This is a genomic window from Dryocola boscaweniae (genome assembly GCF_025215095.1).
GTDB lineage: Bacteria > Pseudomonadota > Gammaproteobacteria > Enterobacterales > Enterobacteriaceae > Dryocola > Dryocola boscaweniae.
The window spans coordinates 377202-398416 of the sequence record NZ_JALHAP010000082.1 but is presented as its reverse complement, the minus strand read 5'-3'; the positions used below and the strand labels follow the sequence as shown (position 1 = coordinate 398416).

Annotated in this window: 21 protein-coding genes; 7 read left to right on the top strand and 14 right to left on the bottom strand. The window is 53.8% G+C overall.

The window, feature by feature from the left end; translation table 11 throughout:
• Positions 1-10: 10 nt before the first annotated feature.
• Positions 11-334 carry a YdbL family protein gene (locus MUA00_RS19270; RefSeq protein WP_271124603.1) on the top strand — a complete coding sequence of 108 codons (324 nt, stop codon included), beginning with the start codon at positions 11-13 and terminating at the stop codon, positions 332-334.
• A 101-nt stretch (positions 335-435) separates the two neighbouring features.
• On the opposite strand, the gene MUA00_RS19265 is transcribed toward MUA00_RS19270, so the two are convergent.
• Positions 436-1974: a methyl-accepting chemotaxis protein gene (locus tag MUA00_RS19265; RefSeq protein ID WP_271124602.1), complete on the bottom strand. Its 1539-nt coding sequence runs from the start codon at positions 1972-1974 to the stop codon at positions 436-438.
• Positions 1975-2171: 197 nt separating this feature from the next.
• Here MUA00_RS19265 and MUA00_RS19260 point away from each other — a divergent pair, with 197 nt between their 5' ends.
• Positions 2172-3521, top strand: coding sequence for an esterase-like activity of phytase family protein (locus MUA00_RS19260; protein ID WP_271124601.1), 1350 nt, complete (start codon positions 2172-2174; stop codon positions 3519-3521).
• An 88-nt stretch (positions 3522-3609) separates the two neighbouring features.
• Entirely contained in the window at positions 3610-3798 is a 189-nt protein-coding gene (locus tag MUA00_RS19255; RefSeq protein WP_271124600.1) for a YdiH family protein, read from the top strand.
• Between the two features lie 74 nt (positions 3799-3872).
• Here MUA00_RS19255 and MUA00_RS19250 read toward each other — a convergent pair whose 3' ends face one another.
• From MUA00_RS19250 to MUA00_RS19240, 3 genes are all read right to left on the bottom strand, one after another.
• Positions 3873-4040, bottom strand: a complete 168-nt coding sequence (locus MUA00_RS19250) for a YnfU family zinc-binding protein (RefSeq protein WP_271124599.1) — start codon at positions 4038-4040, stop codon at positions 3873-3875.
• An 89-nt stretch (positions 4041-4129) separates the two neighbouring features.
• Positions 4130-4363 carry a hypothetical protein gene (locus tag MUA00_RS19245; RefSeq protein WP_271124598.1) on the bottom strand — a complete coding sequence of 78 codons (234 nt, stop codon included), beginning with the start codon at positions 4361-4363 and terminating at the stop codon, positions 4130-4132.
• A 51-nt stretch (positions 4364-4414) separates the two neighbouring features.
• On the bottom strand, positions 4415-5281 hold the full coding sequence (locus MUA00_RS19240; protein WP_271124597.1) for a LysR family transcriptional regulator: 867 nt from the start codon (positions 5279-5281) through the stop codon (positions 4415-4417).
• A gap of 93 nt (positions 5282-5374) precedes the next feature.
• Here MUA00_RS19240 and MUA00_RS19235 point away from each other — a divergent pair, with 93 nt between their 5' ends.
• On the top strand, positions 5375-5809 hold the full coding sequence (locus MUA00_RS19235) for a multidrug/biocide efflux PACE transporter (RefSeq protein ID WP_271124596.1): 435 nt from the start codon (positions 5375-5377) through the stop codon (positions 5807-5809).
• A gap of 122 nt (positions 5810-5931) precedes the next feature.
• Positions 5932-6534, top strand: coding sequence for a hypothetical protein (locus tag MUA00_RS19230; RefSeq protein WP_271124595.1), 603 nt, complete (start codon positions 5932-5934; stop codon positions 6532-6534).
• A gap of 95 nt (positions 6535-6629) precedes the next feature.
• On the opposite strand, the gene tam is transcribed toward MUA00_RS19230, so the two are convergent.
• The 4 genes from tam to azoR all read right to left on the bottom strand — a co-directional run bounded on the left by tam (position 6630) and on the right by azoR (position 8845).
• A complete protein-coding gene (tam, locus tag MUA00_RS19225; protein WP_271124594.1) occupies positions 6630-7385 on the bottom strand; it encodes a trans-aconitate 2-methyltransferase in 756 nt (251 codons plus the stop codon).
• Positions 7386-7504: 119 nt separating this feature from the next.
• Positions 7505-7837, bottom strand: a complete 333-nt coding sequence (locus MUA00_RS19220; protein WP_271124593.1) for a type II toxin-antitoxin system RelE/ParE family toxin — start codon at positions 7835-7837, stop codon at positions 7505-7507.
• Positions 7838-7849: 12 nt separating this feature from the next.
• Complete coding sequence (locus MUA00_RS19215) at positions 7850-8092, bottom strand: type II toxin-antitoxin system Phd/YefM family antitoxin (protein WP_271124592.1); 243 nt, start codon at positions 8090-8092, stop codon at positions 7850-7852.
• Positions 8093-8239: 147 nt separating this feature from the next.
• The gene (gene azoR, locus MUA00_RS19210) at positions 8240-8845 is read right to left on the bottom strand and encodes an FMN-dependent NADH-azoreductase (protein ID WP_271124591.1); all 606 of its coding nucleotides are present in this window, start codon (positions 8843-8845) and stop codon (positions 8240-8242) included.
• Positions 8846-9052: 207 nt separating this feature from the next.
• Here azoR and hrpA point away from each other — a divergent pair, with 207 nt between their 5' ends.
• Positions 9053-12952, top strand: coding sequence for an ATP-dependent RNA helicase HrpA (gene hrpA, locus MUA00_RS19205; RefSeq protein ID WP_271125016.1), 3900 nt, complete (start codon positions 9053-9055; stop codon positions 12950-12952).
• Positions 12953-13098: 146 nt separating this feature from the next.
• Here hrpA and MUA00_RS19200 read toward each other — a convergent pair whose 3' ends face one another.
• From MUA00_RS19200 to MUA00_RS19180, 5 genes are all read right to left on the bottom strand, one after another.
• Positions 13099-14478, bottom strand: a complete 1380-nt coding sequence (locus MUA00_RS19200) for an efflux transporter outer membrane subunit (protein WP_271124590.1) — start codon at positions 14476-14478, stop codon at positions 13099-13101.
• A complete protein-coding gene (locus tag MUA00_RS19195) occupies positions 14475-15557 on the bottom strand; it encodes an HlyD family secretion protein (protein ID WP_271124589.1) in 1083 nt (360 codons plus the stop codon). The genes MUA00_RS19200 and MUA00_RS19195 overlap by 4 nt, the downstream gene beginning before the upstream one ends.
• Positions 15554-17206 carry an MFS transporter gene (locus MUA00_RS19190; protein WP_271124588.1) on the bottom strand — a complete coding sequence of 551 codons (1653 nt, stop codon included), beginning with the start codon at positions 17204-17206 and terminating at the stop codon, positions 15554-15556. Before MUA00_RS19190 ends, MUA00_RS19195 begins: the two co-directional genes overlap by 4 nt.
• Positions 17206-17637, bottom strand: a complete 432-nt coding sequence (locus tag MUA00_RS19185; protein ID WP_271124587.1) for a MarR family winged helix-turn-helix transcriptional regulator — start codon at positions 17635-17637, stop codon at positions 17206-17208. The genes MUA00_RS19190 and MUA00_RS19185 overlap by 1 nt, the downstream gene beginning before the upstream one ends.
• 110 nt (positions 17638-17747) lie before the next feature.
• Complete coding sequence (locus MUA00_RS19180; RefSeq protein ID WP_271125015.1) at positions 17748-18665, bottom strand: bestrophin family protein; 918 nt, start codon at positions 18663-18665, stop codon at positions 17748-17750.
• 242 nt (positions 18666-18907) lie between these two features.
• Between MUA00_RS19180 and MUA00_RS19175 the strand changes: the two genes are divergently transcribed.
• Positions 18908-20026 (top strand): cobalamin-independent methionine synthase II family protein, encoded by a 1119-nt coding sequence (locus MUA00_RS19175; protein ID WP_271124586.1) that lies wholly within the window; start codon positions 18908-18910, stop codon positions 20024-20026.
• A gap of 88 nt (positions 20027-20114) precedes the next feature.
• Here MUA00_RS19175 and MUA00_RS19170 read toward each other — a convergent pair whose 3' ends face one another.
• On the bottom strand, positions 20115-21086 hold the full coding sequence (locus tag MUA00_RS19170; protein WP_271124585.1) for a LacI family DNA-binding transcriptional regulator: 972 nt from the start codon (positions 21084-21086) through the stop codon (positions 20115-20117).
• Positions 21087-21215: the final 129 nt, after the last annotated feature.

Sequence of the window (21215 nt, the reverse complement as noted above, 5' to 3'; positions counted from 1 at the left end):
GGAATGCTTAATGAAAACCCTAATCAAAGGCGCGCTGATTGTTACCCTGCTGTTCAGTCAACCGCTGCTGGCCTTAACATTGAATGAGGCTCGTCAGCAGGGGCTGGTAGGGGAAACGCTGAGCGGCTATATCGCGCCCGTCAGGCAGAATAAAGAGGCGCTGGCGCTGGTGAAAAGCATTAACGAGGCAAGGGCGGCCCATTATCAACAACTGGCCGACAGCAATAATATCTCCGTGGATGAGGTCGCAAAGCTCGCCGGACAAAAACTGGTGACGCGCGCGCAGCCGGGCGAATATGTGCGCGGCATTAACGGGCAGTGGATGAGAAAGTAGCCGGCGACAGGGGATTTATGCAGCCGCTGAAGCGGCGGGCGGCTACATAAATCAGATTGGAGACGAACGACAATCCCCGGGCGCGGCTATCGCTATATCGCTTATGCCAGTTTGAACACCGCCACCGTTTCGTTAAGCATTTGCGACTGTTCTTTCAGCGACATCGCGGCCGCAGAAGCTTCCTCAACCAAAGCCGCATTCTGCTGTGTTACAACGTCCATCTGCACCACGGCCTGATTAATCTGCTCAATGCCCGTGCTCTGTTCGCTTGTGGAAACGGCGATATGTTCCATTAGCGTGGTTACTTCTTTAATGGCTTTGGAAATGCGCTGCATGCTTTCGCCCGCTTTATTAACCAGCGAACTGCCACGGTTGACCTGTTCGCCGGAAAGCTCAATCAGGTCTTTGATTTCTTTGGCCGCAACGGAAGAACGCTGGGCAAGGTTACGCACTTCTGAGGCGACAACCGCAAATCCGCGGCCCTGTTCCCCGGCACGCGCGGCTTCCACTGCGGCGTTGAGCGCAAGAATATTGGTCTGGAAGGCGATATCTTCAATAATGCTGATGATGCTGTCTATCTTGCCGGAGCTGGACTCAATATTACGCATCGAGCTAATCACTTCCTCCACAATAGTATTGCCGTCATTTGCCGCAACCAGCATGCCGTCTGCCAGCGAATTTGCCTGCCGAGAGTTCTCAGAAGTCTGTTTCACGGTGACCGTCAACTGCTCCATGCTGGCGGCCGTTTCGCCCAGAGATGCGGCCTGTTCTTCGGTTCGGGAGGAGAGGTCGGTATTGCCGGCGGCAATCTCTTCTGAGGCGTAGGCGACAGTCTGGCTGGACTCGCGAACCTGGCCGATGATGTGCGCAAGCGACTGGCGCATTTGCTCCAGCGTGCGCATCATTTCACCGATTTCATCTTTAGCGCGAGCCACGACAGGCGTATGCAACTGCCCGCTGGCAATTTCGCTGCAGTGCTTTTTGGCGCGGTCTAACTCATTGAGCAGGCGAGATTTCAGCAGGACGTAAATACCCGCCAGAATGGCGATAAACAGTACGGCAAATATCGCAATCAGCAGCAGGCTTGAGCTGAACCGGGACTGCGCATCTTTGTTAAGCTGCTGCGCATACTGCTCGCGGAAAGCCAGAAGCTTATCCAGCGTAATTTCGTACTGGCGATCGAGGGCGGGTATGGTCATCGTCACCAAATCGTTCACACGCTGTTTGTCATTGGCTGAAGCTGCGTCGAGCAACGGCTGCAAACCCTCGTTGCGATAAGCAAGAAACGCGGCCTGGTACGCGTCGGCGAGAGGTTGCTCGCCGGGTTGTTTCGGCGCCTGCAGATAGGCCTGGAAGGCATCGTTAGTTTTACCCAATACCGTCCTTGCGCCTTCAAGCGCCTGTTGTGCCTGTTCGGCGCGGCCGCGCTGCATCTCTTCCATCGCCTCAAGCGCCCGCACGCGCAGAGTGCGGCTGTGGTTAATCGGATCGATAACCGACAACACCACGCGAATTTCGCGGTTCACATTATCCAGCGACTGATTACTGCGGGTGAGCGACCAGATATTTGAGGCGGTACTGGCTAAAAAGATAATAAGTAAGATGCTGAAAACTAAAATAGAAAAACGCCTGACTGACATAAAAGATCCTTAGATCAATAGAATATTCTCGTTTACTAATACCGATGACCCGGACGAATCACCGCTGCTTCCTTTAATATCGGCAGAAATGGCGGAAGGTTTATTTATCTTGTGAAGCGCGGGCGGGTGGGCGTCATATTTGTGTCATCTGACTGTTTTATAAAACGGTGACTCAATATCAAAGGATGCGTAAAAGCATGAAATTAAAAGCACCCGCACTATTATTCACCTGTCTTTTTCCCTGGGCTTGCCAGGCGGCTGAATTTCACGTTGACCGTTACGTTGTCACCTTTCCGCAAAACGATCGTGTGGAATATCAAGGGGCGTATGCCAGCGCTTTTCCGGATGGGTTGCCGGTTGGCGTGGGCTCTGGCCTGCAGTTTGTGCGCAAAGAGGGCAGCGATCTGATTTTTGCGACAGTGACAGATCGCGGCCCTAATGCCGATTCGCCAAAAGCAGGTAAGAAGGATTCCAAGATTTTCGCTAACCCGAAATTTACGCCGCTGCTGATGACGATCCGCGTCGGCGACGGCAAAGCGCAGGCGACAGATGCGCATGCTCTGCATGACGATCGGGGGCCAGTCAGCGGCTTACCGCTGCCGGAAGGGTTGATTGGCGCAACGAATGAAATCGCGCTGGACGACACATTGCAGCAGTTGCCGAGCGACAAACGTGGCCTCGACACCGAAGGCATCACGCCGGATGGCAAAGGAGGCTACTGGCTGTGTGATGAATACGGCCCGTTTATCGTTAATATCGATGCGCAAGGCAAAATTCTGAAGCAGTACGGCCCGCAGGCGGAACAGGGCGTGGCGGGCGGTTTACCTAATATCATTAAGTGGCGTCAGGCAAACCGTGGTTTTGAAGGCATTACCCGCATGCCGGACGGGCGTATTATCGCTGCGGTACAAAGCACGCTGGATATTGACGGCAAAAGTAAAAACAGCGCGCTGTTTACCCGCCTGGTCAGTATCGATCCGGCAAGCGGTAAAACCGCGATGTACGGATATCCAATTGATGTGGAGGTCTATAAAAAGGCCAAAGACGCCAAAATTGGCGACATCGTGGCGCTGGATGATAATCGCCTGCTGTTAATTGAACAAGGCGGCGATAAAAACAAAGAAATGCGCAATCTGGTTTATGTGGTCGATTTGTCCCAGGCCAGCGATTTAAGCGACTTTGATAAAGAAAAAGCGCCGGAATTCGACGATGCGGAACAGCTAAAAGCTCGCGGTATTAAACTCGCTGGCAAAAAAGAGCTCGTTGATTTACGCAAACTGGGCTGGCAGCAGGAAAAAGCGGAGGGGATGACGATTATTGATAACCAGACCATTGCGGTGATCAACGACAACGATTTTGGCCTGCAGGCGGTACTGGATAATCCGGAAGGCAGCGCGACGAAAGCGGACGATTATGAAGTGGACGGCAAAGGCCATCTGACTTTAAACGGCAAAGAAGCCGCCGCCAAAATCGCGCTCAGGCCGCTGGATGAGCCTGAATCTCTTAATGAACTTTGGGTCGTTACCCTGCCGGAAAGTTTAAAATAAAACGCAGGCGCATAGGTTGGCGGTTTTTTGAACAGTCTGTTCGTGGTATTCTTGTAACGTTTTCATCACGAACAGACTGAGGATTGCAATGAATACTGACATAACCCCGACCACGCTTGCGTTTGAGTATCTCCGCCGTGAAGAAGAAAATCTGACGCCAGCCCAGTACCTGATTCGTTTTAAGCAACTCAAGCTGGAATTTGCCGATCTGATGGAACTGACCTCCCTCGAACTTCGCGAAGAGATCTCCCACGCGTACCGACTCGGTATTCATTGATTTCTGTTGTGAAGAAGCCATTGCTTTTGCAGTGGTTTTTTTTCCGCCGTTTAGAAAATAACGAAGCCCTTAAATCATTTCGAATGAACCACAAAGAGCGATTTGCATGACGGGCAAAGCAAAGCCTGCTGGCGACGAATTTTAATGGTGGGATGTTTTGATTTTTTGCCGCATTCAGGGCAGGTAACGGTGCCTGTGGCTTTGTCATTGATACGATTCATTACATCAGCAAAGAATGACATGACGTTTAACCTCTCATTGGTTGAGCGCCATCATACCACGCATTTGATTAAGAAATGCCCTCAACGGGCAGGCGATCCGCGCTTATCGCTCAATTCCTGCCGTGTAATCTCTGGTTATCGCGTAAAACGTCTATTGCAGTTTGCATAGCAACTTTATCATCACGGCGTTTTTGCTGTGATTGAGTGACCTGCAAATATTCAAGCAGGGTGCGGGTATTGATTGGGCGGCCTGATTTACAGACTTCCAGTATCGCGTTGCCAAGTATTATTTTGACCGGGGGAAGCTGGGCAGGATACCAGTCCAGCGTGTCGTCTGACTTCATTATGAAAATTCTCCGGGAAGGTCAGTATACCATATACCGTCCTGTTCATCGCTATGCTTGCTGCTCCCGCAGCCTGTCGATAATCCAACGTCCGGCCGCGCCGGGCGGCTCTTTATTGGACCACATCACGTCCACGTCAATATGCTGCGGCCAGCCGGCGACGGGCAGCTCTTGCAGCACGCCGTGGCCGAACTGCTCCACCAGCCAGCGCGGCAAAATTCCCCAGCCGAATCCCTGTTCGGCCATTTCGAGCAGCATCAGCAAAGAAGGAGAAGACCATACCGGGCCGCCGCCCATGTTGCGCGTAGGATCTTTATAAGTTTTCAGGCAAAGCTGGCGAAACGTATGCAGCTTTTCCATTTCTACCCATTGCAGGGAGGCCAGTTCGTGCTGCTTATGGATATAAATCGCCATTTGCGCGCCCACCTGCAAACGCGCCACCGTCACATCTACCGGATAACGCTCCTGCACACGTAGCACGCCGACATGCGCTCGCCCCGTCTGGATCAAATCAATGACGTCTTCGTCTTCGGCTATCAGGCATTCAAATTCGATATCGGGAAAGCGCTCCGAAAAACGCTTAAGTATGGATTCGTGATGCGACGTTTGCCACAGATCCGAGAGCACAAAGCTCAGGCGCGGTTCGATATTCCCGGCCAGACGCACCGATACCTCATCCAGCCTTTCGCTGGCGGCGATGATCGATTGCACATAGGGCAGAACGCGCTGGCCCTGCGGCGTCAGCACCGGCTGGCGACTTTGCCTGTCGAATAACGCAATGCCGAGATCCGCCTCCAGATTAGCTATCGCGGTACTGATAGTGGACTGGCTTTTTTTCAGCTTGCGGGCCGCGGCGGAAAACGAACCGGTTTCCACAGCCTGCAAAAAAGCGTCGAGTGATTCCGGGGAATATTGCATCTTCTATCGCTTTTATCGATGGTTGTTCATTTCATTCTATCAATAATTGTGATGAAAATAGGATGAAGAACCCCATTTTTGGAGCAATTAACTATGCAACAGCAAAAAAGAACCTTCGGTGAACGCATCCTGCATGCGGTCGGTTTTGAAATTATCGCCATCGGCATCTGTGCGCCCATCGCGGCGTGGTTGCTGGATAAGCCTCTGTTCCAGATGGGCGCTTTAGCTATTATGCTTTCCACCGTAGCGATGGTGTGGAACATCATTTATAACGCCGGGTTCGACAAATTTTTCCCGGTCGGGCGCAAACGCCGTCTGCCGCTGCGCATGGCGCATGCGCTGGGATTTGAAGGCGGCTTTATTTTAATTGGGCTGCCTCTTGCCGCCTGGATGCTGGATATTTCTTTGCTGAAAGCATTTATGATCGAAATAGGTTTCTTCCTGTTCTTTCTGCCGTACACGGTCATCTATAACTGGTGTTACGACGCGCTTCGTAGTCGTCGTCTGCAATACATGGCCAGCCGCTAAACTTACGTGAAAGGCCGCCGTGCGCGGCCTTTGCGCTAATTAATGATGGACGCAAAGCACGGATGGTGAATCCAAATCTATTAATATAATGCATAATAACCTTTTTATAATTCACAAGACTTATGCATATTACTTTTATATTGAAGCGTCTTTTCCTGATTATTCTTTGCGCGCTGGCCGTGGCGTCAGGCGTATTAATTCTTTTTAGCGATGTCATCTGGTTCCATGATTTTGTTCGTGAAAACTCCTTTACTGAAATTGTTCAGGAAAGCATTTTGCTCCTCCTTGCGCTGCTGTTTTTTGGACACGCCAAAAAAGTGCCGTCGCGGCGTCACAGCAGCGTCTTAATTGGCGGATTTTTTACCTGTATGTTAATTCGCGAACTTGATTTCGCCTTTGATCAAATCTTTCATGGCTCCTGGGTCTGGTTCGCACTGTTTACAACCTTTGCCTGCGTCTCTTATGCTTTGCGAAACAAATCCAAAGCGCTGGAGGGCCTGGCGGCGTTTATGCGCCATCCCGCTTACGGCATGATGCTTGCCGGCCTGCTGTGCGTGATGGTTTTCTCGCGCCTGTTCGGGATGCATGAGCTATGGGAAGGTTTGATGCTCGACGGCTATAACCGCCTGGTGAAGAACATGGTGGAAGAGGGTACGGAAATGTTTGGCTACATCATTTGCCTGCTTTCCGGGATCTGGTATCTGTGTCATCGCCCGGAGCGCTAAAAGCTCGCCTCGCAGTTTAATCGCGAATACCGTCGCTCGTTTGGTGCCGCGCCCTTGCAGGACATAGAAACGCTTCGTCAGCAGGGCGCAACGCTTCAGGCTTTGCGCGCAACAATAAACAGGCGAGGGAACAGCATCAGCACGTTGCCGTCTTTTTGTGTCGCGTAAGCCTGCTGTAAAAGCTGATGATAACGCTGCAAAAAAGCTTCCTGTTGTATGGCGTCCAGATTTACAAGCCAGGGCCGCAGGCCGGTGGAGCCGAGCCATTCGATAATCGCGCGGTGTGAAGGCATCACGTGGAAGTAAGTGGTGCGCCAGATATCCACCCGGCAACCTGCTTCGGTCAGCAGATCGTAATACTCGTTGGGCGCCAGGAGCGCTTCACGCCCTGCCGGAGGATGACCCAGTTCACCTGCCGCCTGACGCATCAGCGCATGCGTTGGCTCCTGCCAGTTGTCCGGCATCTGCACCGCCAGCACGCCGCTTTCCGCAAGCTGCGCGGCCAGATGGGGAAACAAAGCGCGATGGTTGCCGAGCCACTGCAAGGAGGCGTTAGCGTAAATCACATCCTGTTTAACTGAGGGTTGCCAGTTAGCGATATCGGCCTGCTCAAACTGACAGTCCGGCAGCGTTGCTCGCGCTTTTTCGAGCATGGCGGGAGAGTTATCCAGCCCGGTTATCGCCGCATCCGGCCACGTCTCATGCAAAAGCGCGGTGCTGTTGCCCGGCCCGCAGCCTAAATCGGTAATCTGTGCGGCAAAAGGATGATTGATACGCGCGGCCAGTTCGGCCGCCGGGCGGGTGCGTTCTGCTTCAAACTGCAGATAAAGCGCCGGGTTCCAGTCCTGCATGTTGCTCTCCTCGGGCTAAAATTGACCTAAGCATAGCTATAAATTCAGGAATTGGGCTAGCCTGCTTTCAGGCCAGACTACGATAAGCCGGTGTGAATAATCAGGTAAGGAAAACGTTATCAGGCCTGGATAAGCCGTTTAAAAAGAAGTTGTTTGATATCCTGGCGCTGCGCCAGCATGACATGAACGGTAATGACCGTATCATCTACCGAGTACAAAATTCGATAACCTTCTTCGGTATTACACTCCCTGTATTTAGCACAACCTAATTTTAACAACGCTGGGCAGACCTGGCAGCCCTGTGGAAATTCTTTTACCTTTTTCTCAAAGCAATCCAGCGTGGCGCTAATAACCTGTAAATTAACGCCAGCGGATTTTAAAAAATTTACCAGGGTGCCAATGCTATCCTTTGCCGTTTGGGTGTACTTAATAACGAACTTCTTATCATCCATATAAGTCTCTGCTTATTCTTTATTAATCCCAAGATCTGCCAGTAAATTTTCTTTTGAAAAAACTTTTCCCTCAGCTTTATCTTTTTCAGACAGGGCCATTAGCTTGAGAAGAGCAATGGCGTTTTCACGTTCTTGTCGTTCTGCATAGGATTCGATGACGTATGCCGGCACACCGTTCTGGGTAACCAGGATAGGTTCGGACACATCAAGAGAGGCCGCATTTTTTTTCACGTAACTGATCGTTTCAACTCGCATAAATTCACTCTGCCTTTTGAGGTCAAGACCAAATATAGACTTTATTTAGCCCTTCAGCAACCAGGGCTGCGTTAAGCGTGATGTCAGTTACGGCGAATAAAAAAGGCGGCAAAATTGCTTTTGCCGCCCCGGTCAGTCTTTTGCGAATTAAGCAGTGACGATGCTGTCGATCGCTGCTTTTGCGTCGGTTTGCGCTTTAGTGGCCACTTCCGGCCCATAAGCGATACCTTCAGCAAACACGTAGTTCACGTCGGTAATACCGATAAAGCCCAGGAACAGGTTCAGATAAGGAACCAGTAGATCGCTTGGGGTATCTTTATGGATGCCGCCGCGGCTGGTCAGGACAACCGCGCGTTTACCGGTTACCAGGCCTTCCGGGCCTTTTTCGGTGTAGCGGAAGGTCACGCCAGCACGCGCTACCAGGTCAAAATAGTTTTTCAACTGGGTAGGAATGTTGAAGTTATACATTGGCGCGGCCATCACGATGACGTCATGCTCTTTCAGCTCGGCGATAAGTTCATCAGACAGCGCCAGCGCTTCTTGCTGGCGTGGCGTCAGGGCTGCATCGCCTGGACGCAGCGCGCCGACCAGCTCGCCATCCAGCACAGGAATCGGGTTTGCCGCTAAATCACGCACGGTGATTTGGTCCGCGGTGTGCTGCTCGCGCCATTGTTCAACAAAATAGTCGGACAGTTGATTTGACTGAGAGTAGCCTGCCAGGATGCTGGACTTAAGAACTAATACTTTGCTCATGGGTGATTCCTTTGTTTTTGGTCATTCGGACAGATTGCCCGTTCGCTGGGACTTACTGTATTCACAATCCGATTGCAGTGATAGCGCAATATATCGAACTCTATGTTCGATTTTATTGAACAAGGCGTCGGGGAAGACGATGTGGTAATCTACGGACAATTCACGAAAAAGACTTTTCCGGCAGTGCTCTGCCATGACGATGACGCTATGCAAAATACAAAACCTTCAGTCAACTCATTATCTTCCCGTTTAGAAAACCTGATGTTGCGCGACCGCCAGCGGTTTTCTCGCCGCATTCATGGCGCGAAGAAGGTGAAAAATCCTGAATCCCAACAGGCGGTGTTTGACGCGCTGGCCCAGGAGATAGAGGCGGCAGCCGGTAAGGTTCTGCTGCGCGAAGCGGCGCGTCCGGAAATCACCTATCCGGAAAACCTGCCGGTCAGCCAGAAGAAACAGGATATTCTGGAAGCCATTCGCGACAACCAGGTGGTGATTGTCGCCGGGGAAACGGGTTCGGGTAAAACAACCCAGTTGCCTAAAATCTGCATGGAGCTCGGGCGCGGCGTAAAAGGGCTTATCGGCCATACGCAGCCTCGTCGTCTGGCGGCGCGTACCGTTGCCAATCGCATTGCGGAAGAGCTGCAAACCGAGCCGGGCGGCTGCGTCGGTTATAAAGTGCGTTTCACCGACCACGTTGGCGAAAATACCATGGTCAAGCTGATGACCGACGGCATCCTGCTGGCGGAAATTCAGCAGGATCGTCTGCTGATGCAGTACGACACCATCATCATTGATGAAGCGCACGAACGCAGCCTGAATATCGACTTCCTGCTCGGTTACCTGCGCGAACTTCTGCCGCGTCGTCCCGACCTGAAAATTATTATTACCTCGGCTACTATCGACCCGGAACGCTTCTCGCGTCATTTCAACAACGCGCCGATTATCGAAGTGTCTGGCCGAACTTATCCGGTGGAAGTGCGCTACCGCCCGATTGTTGAAGATGCGGACGATACGGATCGCGACCAGCTACAGGCTATTTTCGACGCCGTGGACGAGCTGGGCCGCGAAAGCGCAGGGGATATCCTTATCTTTATGAGCGGCGAGCGTGAAATTCGCGATACGGCCGATGCGCTCAATAAGCTGAATCTGCCGCACACCGAAGTGCTTCCTTTATATGCGCGCCTGTCGAACAGCGAGCAAAACCGCGTGTTTCAGTCCCACGCTGGCCGCCGCATCGTACTGGCGACCAACGTGGCGGAAACCTCGCTTACCGTGCCGGGCATTAAATACGTCATCGATCCGGGCACGGCGCGAATTAGCCGCTACAGCTACCGCACCAAAGTGCAGCGCCTGCCGATTGAACCGGTTTCTCAGGCTTCCGCCAATCAACGTAAAGGCCGCTGCGGACGCGTCTCGGAAGGGATCTGTATTCGTCTTTATTCAGAAGATGATTTTCTGTCGCGCCCGGAGTTTACCGACCCGGAAATCCTGCGTACCAACCTTGCGTCCGTTATTCTGCAAATGACCGCGCTTGGCCTTGGGGATATCGCCGCGTTTCCGTTTGTGGAAGCGCCGGATAAACGCAATATTCAGGACGGCGTGCGCCTGCTCGAAGAGCTGGGCGCGATTACCAGCGATGAAGACCATAGCGTTTACAAATTAACGCCTTCCGGCCGCCAGCTTTCCCAACTGCCAGTTGACCCGCGCCTGGCGCGCATGGTGCTCGAAGCGCAGAAATTCGGCTGCGTGCGGGAAGTGATGATTATCACCTCCGCGCTTTCTATTCAGGACCCGCGCGAACGCCCGATGGACAAGCAGCAGGCGTCCGATGAAAAACATCGCCGCTTCCACGACAAAGAATCCGACTTCCTGGCCTACGTGAACCTTTGGAACTACCTGGGCGAACAGCAAAAAGCGCTCTCGTCGAACCAGTTTCGCCGCCTGTGCAAAACGGATTACCTCAACTACCTGCGCGTGCGCGAATGGCAGGATATCTACACCCAGTTGCGCCAGGTCGTCAAAGAGCTGGGCCTGCCGGTCAACAGCGAACCTGCGGATTTCCGCTCGGTTCACTGCGCGTTGCTTACCGGCCTGCTTTCCCATATCGGCCAGAAAGATGCCGATAAACAAGAGTACACCGGCGCGCGTAACGCTCGTTTCTCCATCTTCCCGGGCTCCGGCTTATTCAAAAAGCCGCCAAAATGGACGATGGTTGCGGAACTGGTGGAAACCAGCCGCCTGTGGGGCCGCATTGCCGCACGCATCGATCCTGAATGGGTTGAACCGCTGGCGCAGCATCTGCTCAAACGCTCATACAGCGAACCGCACTGGGAGAAATCGCAGGGCGCGGTAATGGCAACCGAAAAGGTCACGCTTTACGGCCTGCCGATTGTTGCCGCGCGCAGCGTAAACTACAGCCAGATTGACCCGGCGCTGTGCCGGGAGCTGTTTATCCGCCACGCGCTGGTTGAAGGCGACTGGCAAACGCGCCATGCGTTTTTCCGTGAAAACCTCAAACTCCGCAATGAAGTGGAAGAGCTGGAGCATAAATCCCGCCGCCGCGACATTCTCGTGGACGACGACACGCTGTTTGAGTTTTACGACCAGCGCATCGCCCACGACGTGATTTCCGCCCGCCACTTCGATAGCTGGTGGAAAAAAGTCAGCAAAGACACGCCGGATTTGCTCAATTTTGAAAAGAGCATGCTGATAAAAGAGGGGGCGGAGCAGGTGAGCAAGCTTGACTACCCGAACTTCTGGCATCAGGGCAATCTTAAGCTGCGTCTGACCTATCAGTTCGAGCCGGGTGCGGATGCCGATGGCGTAACGGTGCATATTCCGCTGCCGCTGTTAAATCAGGTAGAAGAGGCCGGATTTGAATGGCAAATACCGGGCGTGCGTCGTGAACTGGTCATCGCGTTAATTAAGTCTTTGCCAAAACCGGTGCGCCGCAACTTCGTCCCTGCGCCAAACTATGCCGAAGCATTTTTAGGCCGCGCCACGCCGCTCGAACTGCCGCTGCTCGACAGTTTAGAGCGTGAATTCCGCCGCATGGCTGGCGTCACCATCGATCGTGAAGACTGGCACTGGGATCAGGTGCCCGAACATCTGAAAATGACCTTCCGCGTGGTAGACGAGCACAATAAAAAGCTCAAAGAAGGCAAAGATCTCAGCGAGCTGAAAGGCGGTCTGAAAGACAAAGTGCAGCAAACGCTTTCTGCCGTCGCCGATGACGGCATTGAGCAGAGCGGGCTGCATATCTGGAGCTTTGGCAGCTTGCCGGAAAGCTATGAGCAAAAACGCGGCAACTACCGCATGAAAGCCTTCCCGGCGCTGGTTGATGAAAAAGAGAGCGTGGCGATCAGGCTCTTTGATAACCCGCTTGAACAACAGCAGGCGATGTGGCGCGGGTTACGCCGTCTGTTGCTGCTGAACATTCCTTCGCCCATCAAATACCTGCATGAAAAACTGCCGAACAAAGCCAAACTGGGCCTGTACTTTAACCCGTACGGCAAGGTGCTGGACTTGATTGACGACTGCATTTCCTGCGGCGTTGACAAGCTGATTGCCAAGGCTGGCGGCCCGGTATGGACGGAAGAAGGGTTTGCCGCGCTGCATGAGAAGGTGCGCGCGGAGCTTAACGACGCCGTGGTGGATATTGCGAAGCAGGTAGAACAAATTCTCACTACCGTTTTCAATATCAATAAACGGCTGAAAGGGCGCGTGGACATGACGATGGCGCTTGGCCTGTCTGATGTGAAAGCGCAAATGAGCGGTCTGGTATACCGGGGTTTTGTCACCGGCAACGGCTATAAACGCCTTGGCGACACGCTGCGCTACCTGCAGGCCATTGAAAAACGTCTGGAGAAAATGGCTATCGATCCGCATCGCGACCGTGTACAGATGCTGAAAGTGGAGCAGGTGCAGCAGGCCTGGCAGCAATGGCTGAACAAGCTGCCGCCAAAACGGCGCGAAGACGAAGACGTACAGGAAATCCGCTGGATGATTGAGGAGCTGCGCGTCAGCTTCTTTGCTCAGCAACTGGGTACGCCTTATCCAATTTCAGATAAGCGTATTCTGCAGGCAATGGATCAGATTACAGCGTAAAAAACGGTGGAAGGCGCTGATGTTTTTCCACCCTGCATAATCGCTCCGTAGGTCGGGTAAGCGCCGCGCTTACCCACTCTACGATTTATGCGATTTGTAGGTCGGGTAAGCGTAGCGCCACCCGACATAATCTGCACATATTGCCGCTATAACCCGCGCCAGCCGCCGCCAAGGGAGCGATAAAGATCGATTTGCGCCAGCAGCAGGTTGTTTTTCACCTGCACTACGCTGAGCTGCGTGGAAAACAGCGTACGCTGGGCATCCAGCTCATCCAGATAAGAAGAGTAGCCGTTGCGATAGCGGTTTCGGGCGATTCGCAGCGTCTCTTCGGCCACGTGTTCCTGTTCCTGTAGTTCCGCGAGCTGTTCCTGCAAGCGTTCAATGGCGTCGATACTGTCGTTCACCTCTTTAAAGGCGTTGCGCACCGTTTTTTCATAGGCGTAAAGCGCCTGGTTTCGCTGTGACATAGCGACATCAACCTGCGCGTTTAGCGCTTCACGGTTTAACAACGGCGCGAGAATACTGCCGCCGATGCTCCAGAGCCGCAGCGGATTGTCGATAAGCTGCGAAAGCGTGCTGTCCTGCAGGCTCCCGCTCGCCACAAGATTAATCGAAGGCAGAAGCTGCGCGCGGGACGACGCCAGAGTGGCATCGGTCGCCAACAGCGCTCTTTGGGCCTGGACGATATCCGGACGGCGATTTAACAGCGTCGACGGCAATTCTGTGGGAAGAGTCAGCGGCGTAAGCTGGTCAAATTCGCCGCCGCGCGCCACCGCGCCAGGATTTTGACCTACCAGTACGCTAAGCGCATTTTCCTGCTGGGTAATCTGATGTTGTAGCTGCGGAATTTGCGCGCGCGTCGCGCGGTATTCCGAATCCGACTGCATCAGCTCCAGACGGGAACTGTAGCCGGCTTCATACTGGCGTTTAGCGAGGTTGTACGCATTTTCGCGAGCGGTGAGCGTGGCCTGGGTTACTTTCAATTGTTCATCCAGCGAAAGCAGGGTGACGTATCCTGCGGCTACGGATGAAGCAACGGTAAGATTTGCGGCGGCTGCTGCTGCTTTCTGGGCTTCCAGACTGGCCTGCGCGGCTTCCGTGGCGCTGCTGTACTGTCCCCATAAATCGACGTTATAACTTGCGTTCAGGCTACCTCTGTACAGATCGCTATGCGTCGGCAAGCCCGTTGCGGCGGACTGCGAGCGGCTGCGGCCCGCATTCAGTCCGGCATCAAGCGTGGGCCATTGCGCGCCTTCTGCGCCCTGCACGCGGGCCTGATATTCATTAACGCGTTCGCGGGCGGTCAGCACATCGCTGTTATAACGCAGGGCTTCATCCACGTAGCCGTTGAGCGCCGAATCGTGAAAGTTACGCCACCAGAACCCTTCTGCAGAAGAGGCCGGGCCCACCTGGTCACGCCATTGCGCGGGGATCTCAAGCGTCGGTTTAGCCTGCTGAACCTGAGCGGAATGGCAGCCTGCCAGCAGTAGCGCTGCGGCAATGCAGGAAAGTTTCAGCGGGCTCATTGGTCTTTCTCCCGCGTGTCGATATGGACCTGAACCGACATGCCCGGACGCAGGCGCTTGCGTTTATCCGCCTCGCCGAGCACCTCGATGCGCACCGGAATACGCTGAGCGATCTTCACAAAGTTGCCGCTGGCGTTGTCCGGCGATATAGCGCTGAATTCAACGCCGGTTGCCGGAGAGATGCTCTCCACGCGCCCGTTAAATTTCTCGTTCGCCAGCGCGTCCACGGTGAAGGTCACCGTCTGGCCAACTTTCATATCCGCCAACTGCGTTTCTTTCACGTTGGCGATAACCCAGTTATCCGGCGGAACTAACGTGGTCAGTCTGGTTCCTGCGCTCACATAAGCGCCGAGGCGCACGGCAATTTGTCCGAGCTGGCCGTCGCGAGGGGCAATAATTCGCGTGTTTTGCAGATCGATTTGCGCAAGTTCAAGCGCTGCTTTTGCGTTTTCTACGTCTGCTTCCAGCGAACCCCGGTTAACGATAACGGTTTGCAGATCCTGGCGGGACATTTCAAGCTGGGCGGCGGCCTGTTCGATATCCGCGTTGCCCTGTGCCGCGCTGGCTCTGGCTGCATCGCGTTCACGAACGGAGAGGGAACCGTCGGACGTCAAATCTTCGACGCGACGCAAATCAAGCTGGGATTTTTTCCCCTGCGCCTGGGCATTTTTCAAAGCCGCTTCATTTTTCTTAATAACCGCGTCCGCGCTGCGACGTTGTTGCTGATTATTGGCAAGCGCAGCCTGCTTCATCGCCACCTGCGCCTGGGCCTGATGGACCCGCTGTTTGTAGATGCGGTCGTCGATGGTCATCAGCACGTCGCCTGCTTTTACGTACTGGAAATCCTGCACGTTTACCGCGGTGATATACCCGTTAACCTGCGGGCTGATAAATGTGGTCATGCCGCGCACATAGGCGTTGTCCGTTGATTCAACGTGGCGCGTGAAGGGAGGCAGTTGCCAGGCGTAAAGGATGACCAGCACGCCAACGATGCCTATCGCGGCGGCGCTAAAAATTGATACTACGCGCAGGTTTTTTTGCTCCGGGGTTTGTGCCGGAGTCGTTCCTTGTTCGCTCATTGCAGCTCCATGGTGTTTTTTAATTGTTTTCTGGCCGCCAGTTTCAGGCGCAGCAGACGCACAAATATCCACAGCAGGGTGCAGGTGGCAATGGCGGCGGTCAGTAAATAAGTATCGTTGTAAGCAAGCACGTTCGCTTCATTGGTGGCAACGCTTTGCAACTGCAACAACGCTTGCGTATTGAGCAGCGTGCTGTCATTTAGCACGTTGCTATAGAGCTGGGTGTACTGGTTGACCCGCTCGTTGACCAGCGGATTGAGCAGGGTTAGCTGGTCGGCCAGCAGGCTGGAGTGGTATTTCTCACGCCAGGTCTGAAAGGTGCCGAGGATAGCGGAACCCAGCAGCCCGCCAAGATTCTGGCTCATGCCAAACAGAACTGAAAAACTCACCAGATTGCGCGGTTCGGCAATGACGCCGCCAATCGCTGTGAGCATCGCCGGGGCGAGGAAGAATGCGCTGCTAAAGCCGAGCAGGAACTGGCTCAGCATTAGCTGTGCCGGGCGGGTGAGGTTATTGGACTGGCTGTCCATCAGCGAGGCAACAATCATCAGCACCAGTGAAATCACAATCGGCCGCGCCAGCTTCTTCATATCAATCGTCAGGCAGCTTGCGATAATTCCACAGGCAATCCCCGCCAGAATCGACCAGGCAAGATTGGTCATCTGTTCGTTTTGCAGGCCGATAAGCTGCAGATAGCCAATCACGCCGGTGTTTTGTTCCGCAAGCACGATACGAATCAGCACCATGATAAGCCCAAGCCGCACGATACTGCCGCTTGAAAGCCAGCGCGTATTCAACAGCGGATTACTGCGATTGTGTTCAAAGGTGATGGCGGCAACGATAAGCACCAGGCTTGCTGCCAGCGACCAGCCAATCCACGGCGCTTCGAACCACCAGTCGATACGCCCAAGGGAAAGCACGCCGCACAGCAGCGCCATGCCCGGGGCAAACAGGATGAACGTCAGAAAATCCTTTTTCTCAAAGACTTTTTTACGGTCGCTTGGCGGCAGTTTTAGCGCCAGCACGCAGGCGAGCGAAACAAGTGCGAGGCCAAGTTCGAAGTAATAAAGGCCGCGCCATTCGTTAAGCTGCAAAAGTTCTGAGGAAAACAACCGCGCCACAGGAATGGCGAGCGCTGAACCGGTAATACCGATGGTTAACGCTTTGAGGCGATGCTTAGCGGGCCACGCCTGAATCTGGTAATAAATGCCGAGTGAACTGAGCGCGGCGCTGACCATGCCGTGCGCGGCCCGCACCATAATGGCTGAGTTAAGATCGTTAACGAAAAGGTGGAAGAAAGTCACCAGCACATACAGCACCAGAAACCCTTCGGTAAACGCCCGCAGCCCGTATTGCTGGCGGAATTTTACCAGCAGCAGGTTGATGGAGGCGTTGGTCATCACATACACAGCGGGCAGCCAGGCGATTTCGTTAGACCATGCCGCAAAGGTGCCCTGTAAGTTATTGAGATTGGCGGTAACCAGCGCGTTGCCGAGCGCCCCGGTCAGGCATACCAGCAGGCCAACCAGGCCGTAGGCGATGCGTCGGTGCGTCGGGTGAATCGGAGTGGAAGGGGAGCCGAGCAGCGCCGGTTTCTCATGCGGCTGCCACTCCCTTGGAACATAAGGATCTCGTTTCGGGAGGCGCATTATTTGGCCTCGGTGGCTTTGAGCAGGCGGGTGAGCACGTTGCGCGTCAGGGCTTGCTCTTCCTCGCTGATTGAAGCCAGCACTTCCTGGCGCAGTTCGTCGGCGACCACTTTTACTTTCTGGTAAAGAGCTTGCCCCTGTTCGGTTGCCACCAGTAAGCGCACGCGCTTGTCTTCAGGAATGAGAACCCGCTGCACCAGGTTTTGTTCGACCAGACGATTAATGAGCGGTACAAGCGTTGCGCCCTCAATACCGAGCTGATGAGCCAGCTCTTTCTGCGTAAGCGGCGTTTCATTGCTGGCGATAGCCGAAACCGCCACCCAACTGGCCTGACTCATGCCGAGGTCTTTGAGACGGCGATTAACAGCCAGACGCCAGTTATGGGCGGTGAGATGGAGCAGGTGAGAAAAGGTGAGTTTTTCGTAATCCACAGCGGGGCGGCCAGTAGTTAGATATCTAACTAGTTTAAAGCTGCCCGAACGCATAATTCAAGGAAATATGAAAACGGATTGTTAATATTTTGCTTAGAGCCCGCCGCAGCTTAACTCAACTGGTAATGCCGGTTAGGCTTCATCTTCTCTGGCACGTTGTCTTCGCCGTTCATATCCCGCAGGTCGCGCTCGATGGTATTGCAAATGGCATTCAGCGCCAGGTCGTTGTCTTCCATGCCGAACGGGTCTTCCAGCTCTTCAGCCAGGCTGTCGAGCGCGATAAAGGTATAAGAAATAAATACCGACAGGAAAGGCGTCATATAGTGTAAATCCTGCACCAGCGCGAAGGGCAGCATGATGCAGAACAGGTATACCGTACGGTGCAGAATCAATGTGTACGCGAAAGGGAGCGGGGTGGTGGTAATACGTTCGCAGCCGCCCGCCACGGCGGAATGCTCGTTGAGATGATTATCAAGGCTGCGCCACAGCACATCGGAAATTGTACCGTTCACGCGCTGTTTTGACAGCCAGTTGCCCATCAGCAGCAGAATGCGATTACACGGCGCGTGGCTTGCCGCAACCCAGGCAAGTTCATCTTCGCGCAGCCACGGACGCAGGGCGTTCTCCACCGGCTGCTTGCGCAGCGTCAGGCGCAGACAGTTGCAGAACGCAACCTGCAGATTAACGAAATAGTTAATCTCCTCGCTTTGCGCCGCAGGCAGGCTTTTTACCTCGCGCAGCAGCGAACGTGAAGTTATCGCAAGTTGTCCCCACAGCAGCCGCGCTTCGTTAAAACGCGCGTAGCAGGCGCTGTTTCTGAAGCCGAGGAAGATAGCGATTGCCACGCCCAGAATGCTGAACGGCGCCATAGTCAGCTTGACGCCAAGGGCTTCATACCACGGCAGGAAGAAAATCACGCTGACCGATAACACGAGGTTCAGCAGCAGACGCGAATAGATTTTTTCCAGAACGGAACCGTGCCAGACGAACAAACGAATAAGCCAGTGTTTATGCGGACGAACAATCATAGTGAGGAAGCTCAAAAACAGGACACCGTATTTAACGGCAGAGTGTGATGTAGATCAATATGTAAGTTTACATGAATTTAACAACATGAATTATTTTCAAGGCTTATGAATTTTCCTCGTTTGCCTGACCGACGGCGGCATGTCATTCTCATCTCAACAAATAGCCATCCAGATGGCTAAAAATTCAAATAATGAACTATCACTCTGCTAAATCATTTAGCCGGGTCATCAGGAGAATTCACATGCCGCACACCTTGCAACAGCGCAATCAGGCCCCGTTCCGCGCAGACATCGTTGGCAGTTTTTTACGCCCGGATGCCATCAAAGAAGCCCGCCAGCAGTTCGCCGCAGGCGACATCACGGCGGATCAACTGCGTAAAGTTGAAGATGAAGCTATCCGCGCTTCGGTCGAACAGCAATGCGCGTGCGGCCTGCATGTCGTGACCGACGGTGAATTCCGCCGCGCCTGGTGGCACTTTGATTTCTTCGACGGCCTGCAGGGCGTTGAGCGTTACGAATCAGAGCAGGGCATCCAGTTCAACGGTATTCAGACAAAGGCGCACAGCATACGCGTTATCGGCAAGCTTGGTTTTGGCGAGCATCCGATGCTTGAAGATTTCCGCTACCTGAAAAGCATCAGCGGAAATGCGGTGCCGAAAATGACTATCCCAAGCCCGAGCGTGCTGCATTTTCGCGGCGGCCGTAAGGCCATCGACAGCACCGTCTACCCGGATTTGAGCGACTATTTCGACGATCTGGCAACAACCTGGCGCGATGCCATTCAGGCATTCTACGCAGCAGGCTGCCGCTATTTGCAGCTTGATGACACCGTCTGGGCGTACCTGTGTTCAGACGCGCAGCGCAAAGAAATCCGCGAGCGCGGCGACGATCCTGATGAACTGGCGAAAATTTATGCCCGCGTGCTGAATAAAGCGCTGGAAGGCAAGCCGGAAGATTTGACTATTGGTCTGCATGTTTGCCGCGGCAACTTCCGTTCAACGTGGATTTCTGAAGGCGGCTACGAGCCGGTGGCGGAAGTGCTGTTTGGCAGCGTAAACGTAGATGCCTTCTTCCTTGAATATGACAACGACCGCTCGGGCGATTTTGCGCCGCTGCGCTTTGTGCGACCAGGCAAACAGCAGGTCGTGCTGGGGCTTATCACCACTAAAAATGGCGAGCTGGAAAACCCGGAGCAAATTCAGGCGCGTATTAATGAAGCGACGAAATTTGTCGATATCAGCCAGATTTGCCTCAGCCCGCAGTGCGGCTTTGCTTCTACGGAAGAAGGCAATAGCCTGACGCCTGCGCAGCAGTGGGACAAAGTTCGCCTGGTTACGGCGATTGCGCAGAAAGTCTGGTAGGGAAAACCACCCTCTCCCTGAGGGAGAGGGGAGAAAAAGCAAAAAAGTAGGGCGGGTAAGCTTGCGCCACCCGCCGTGGCTCCTGAAATTAAACCGATCCCCTTACCACCAGTTTCCAGTCAAGGATCTCATTCACCGTCTCCACCTGCGGATTATCAATTCTCTCCAGCAAAAGCTGCACGCTGCGCACGCCAAGCTGATGCATGGGTTGTTCGACCGTAGTGAGCGGCGGGGTGGTTACCGCGCCGAACGGCACGCCGTCAAAACCCATGATCGCCACATCTTCCGGTACCCGCAGGCCGTTTTCATGGGCGTAATGCAGCGCGCCGCCGGCCAGCGCATCGGAAATAGCAAAAACGGCATCCGGCGGTTCCGGAAGGGTAAAGAGTTCCGCCATCGCCTGCACGCCCGCCTGGTATTCCAGGCTGTCTGCATAAACCACGGCTTGCCAGGCTGAATCTCGTCCGGCCCGATAGCCCGCTTCCCGCTGCTGCGAATAAAGGTAACGCAAATCGCCATTAATTAACGCGATCCGTTTATAGCCGGCGCAGGCGAGATGATCGACCGCAGCCGCGGCCGCCTTAAAATTATCGATTGTCACGGAGGAGGCGTTATAGCCCGGGTCGCCTTCGCCGCACTGCACCCACGGCGAATCACCAATCAGCGTTGTTAAGCCCGGTAAACAACTGATGGCGTCCATGGTGATCACGCCATCCACGACTTTACCGCTCAGCAGTTGCAGATAGGCGGATTCACGCGTCAGACGCGATTCAGAATTACACAGCAGAATGTGGTAGCCGTGTTTTTCCGCTTCCTCTTCAATGCCGCGGACCACTCGCGCGCAAAAGGGGTTTGTAATGTTGGAAACCAACACCAGCAGCATGCGGCTGCGCGCTGTGCGCAACTGGCGGGCGAGAAGATTCGGTTGATAATCGCATGACTCAATGGCCGCCAGCACCTTATCCCGGGTGTCGGCTTTAACCCCCGGATTGCCATTCAGTACCCTGGAAACGGTAGCGGTGGAAACTCCCGCAAGACGAGCCACTTTATCTATCGACATGCTGATCCTTTGTCCAGGTTGATTATTTGTGAAGCACATTCCAGATTTGAATCAATGGTATCAAATAATTCATCAGCATGATGGAAACCCCTCTGAAATCGATTACATTTTTAATGAAGTGTTAATGTA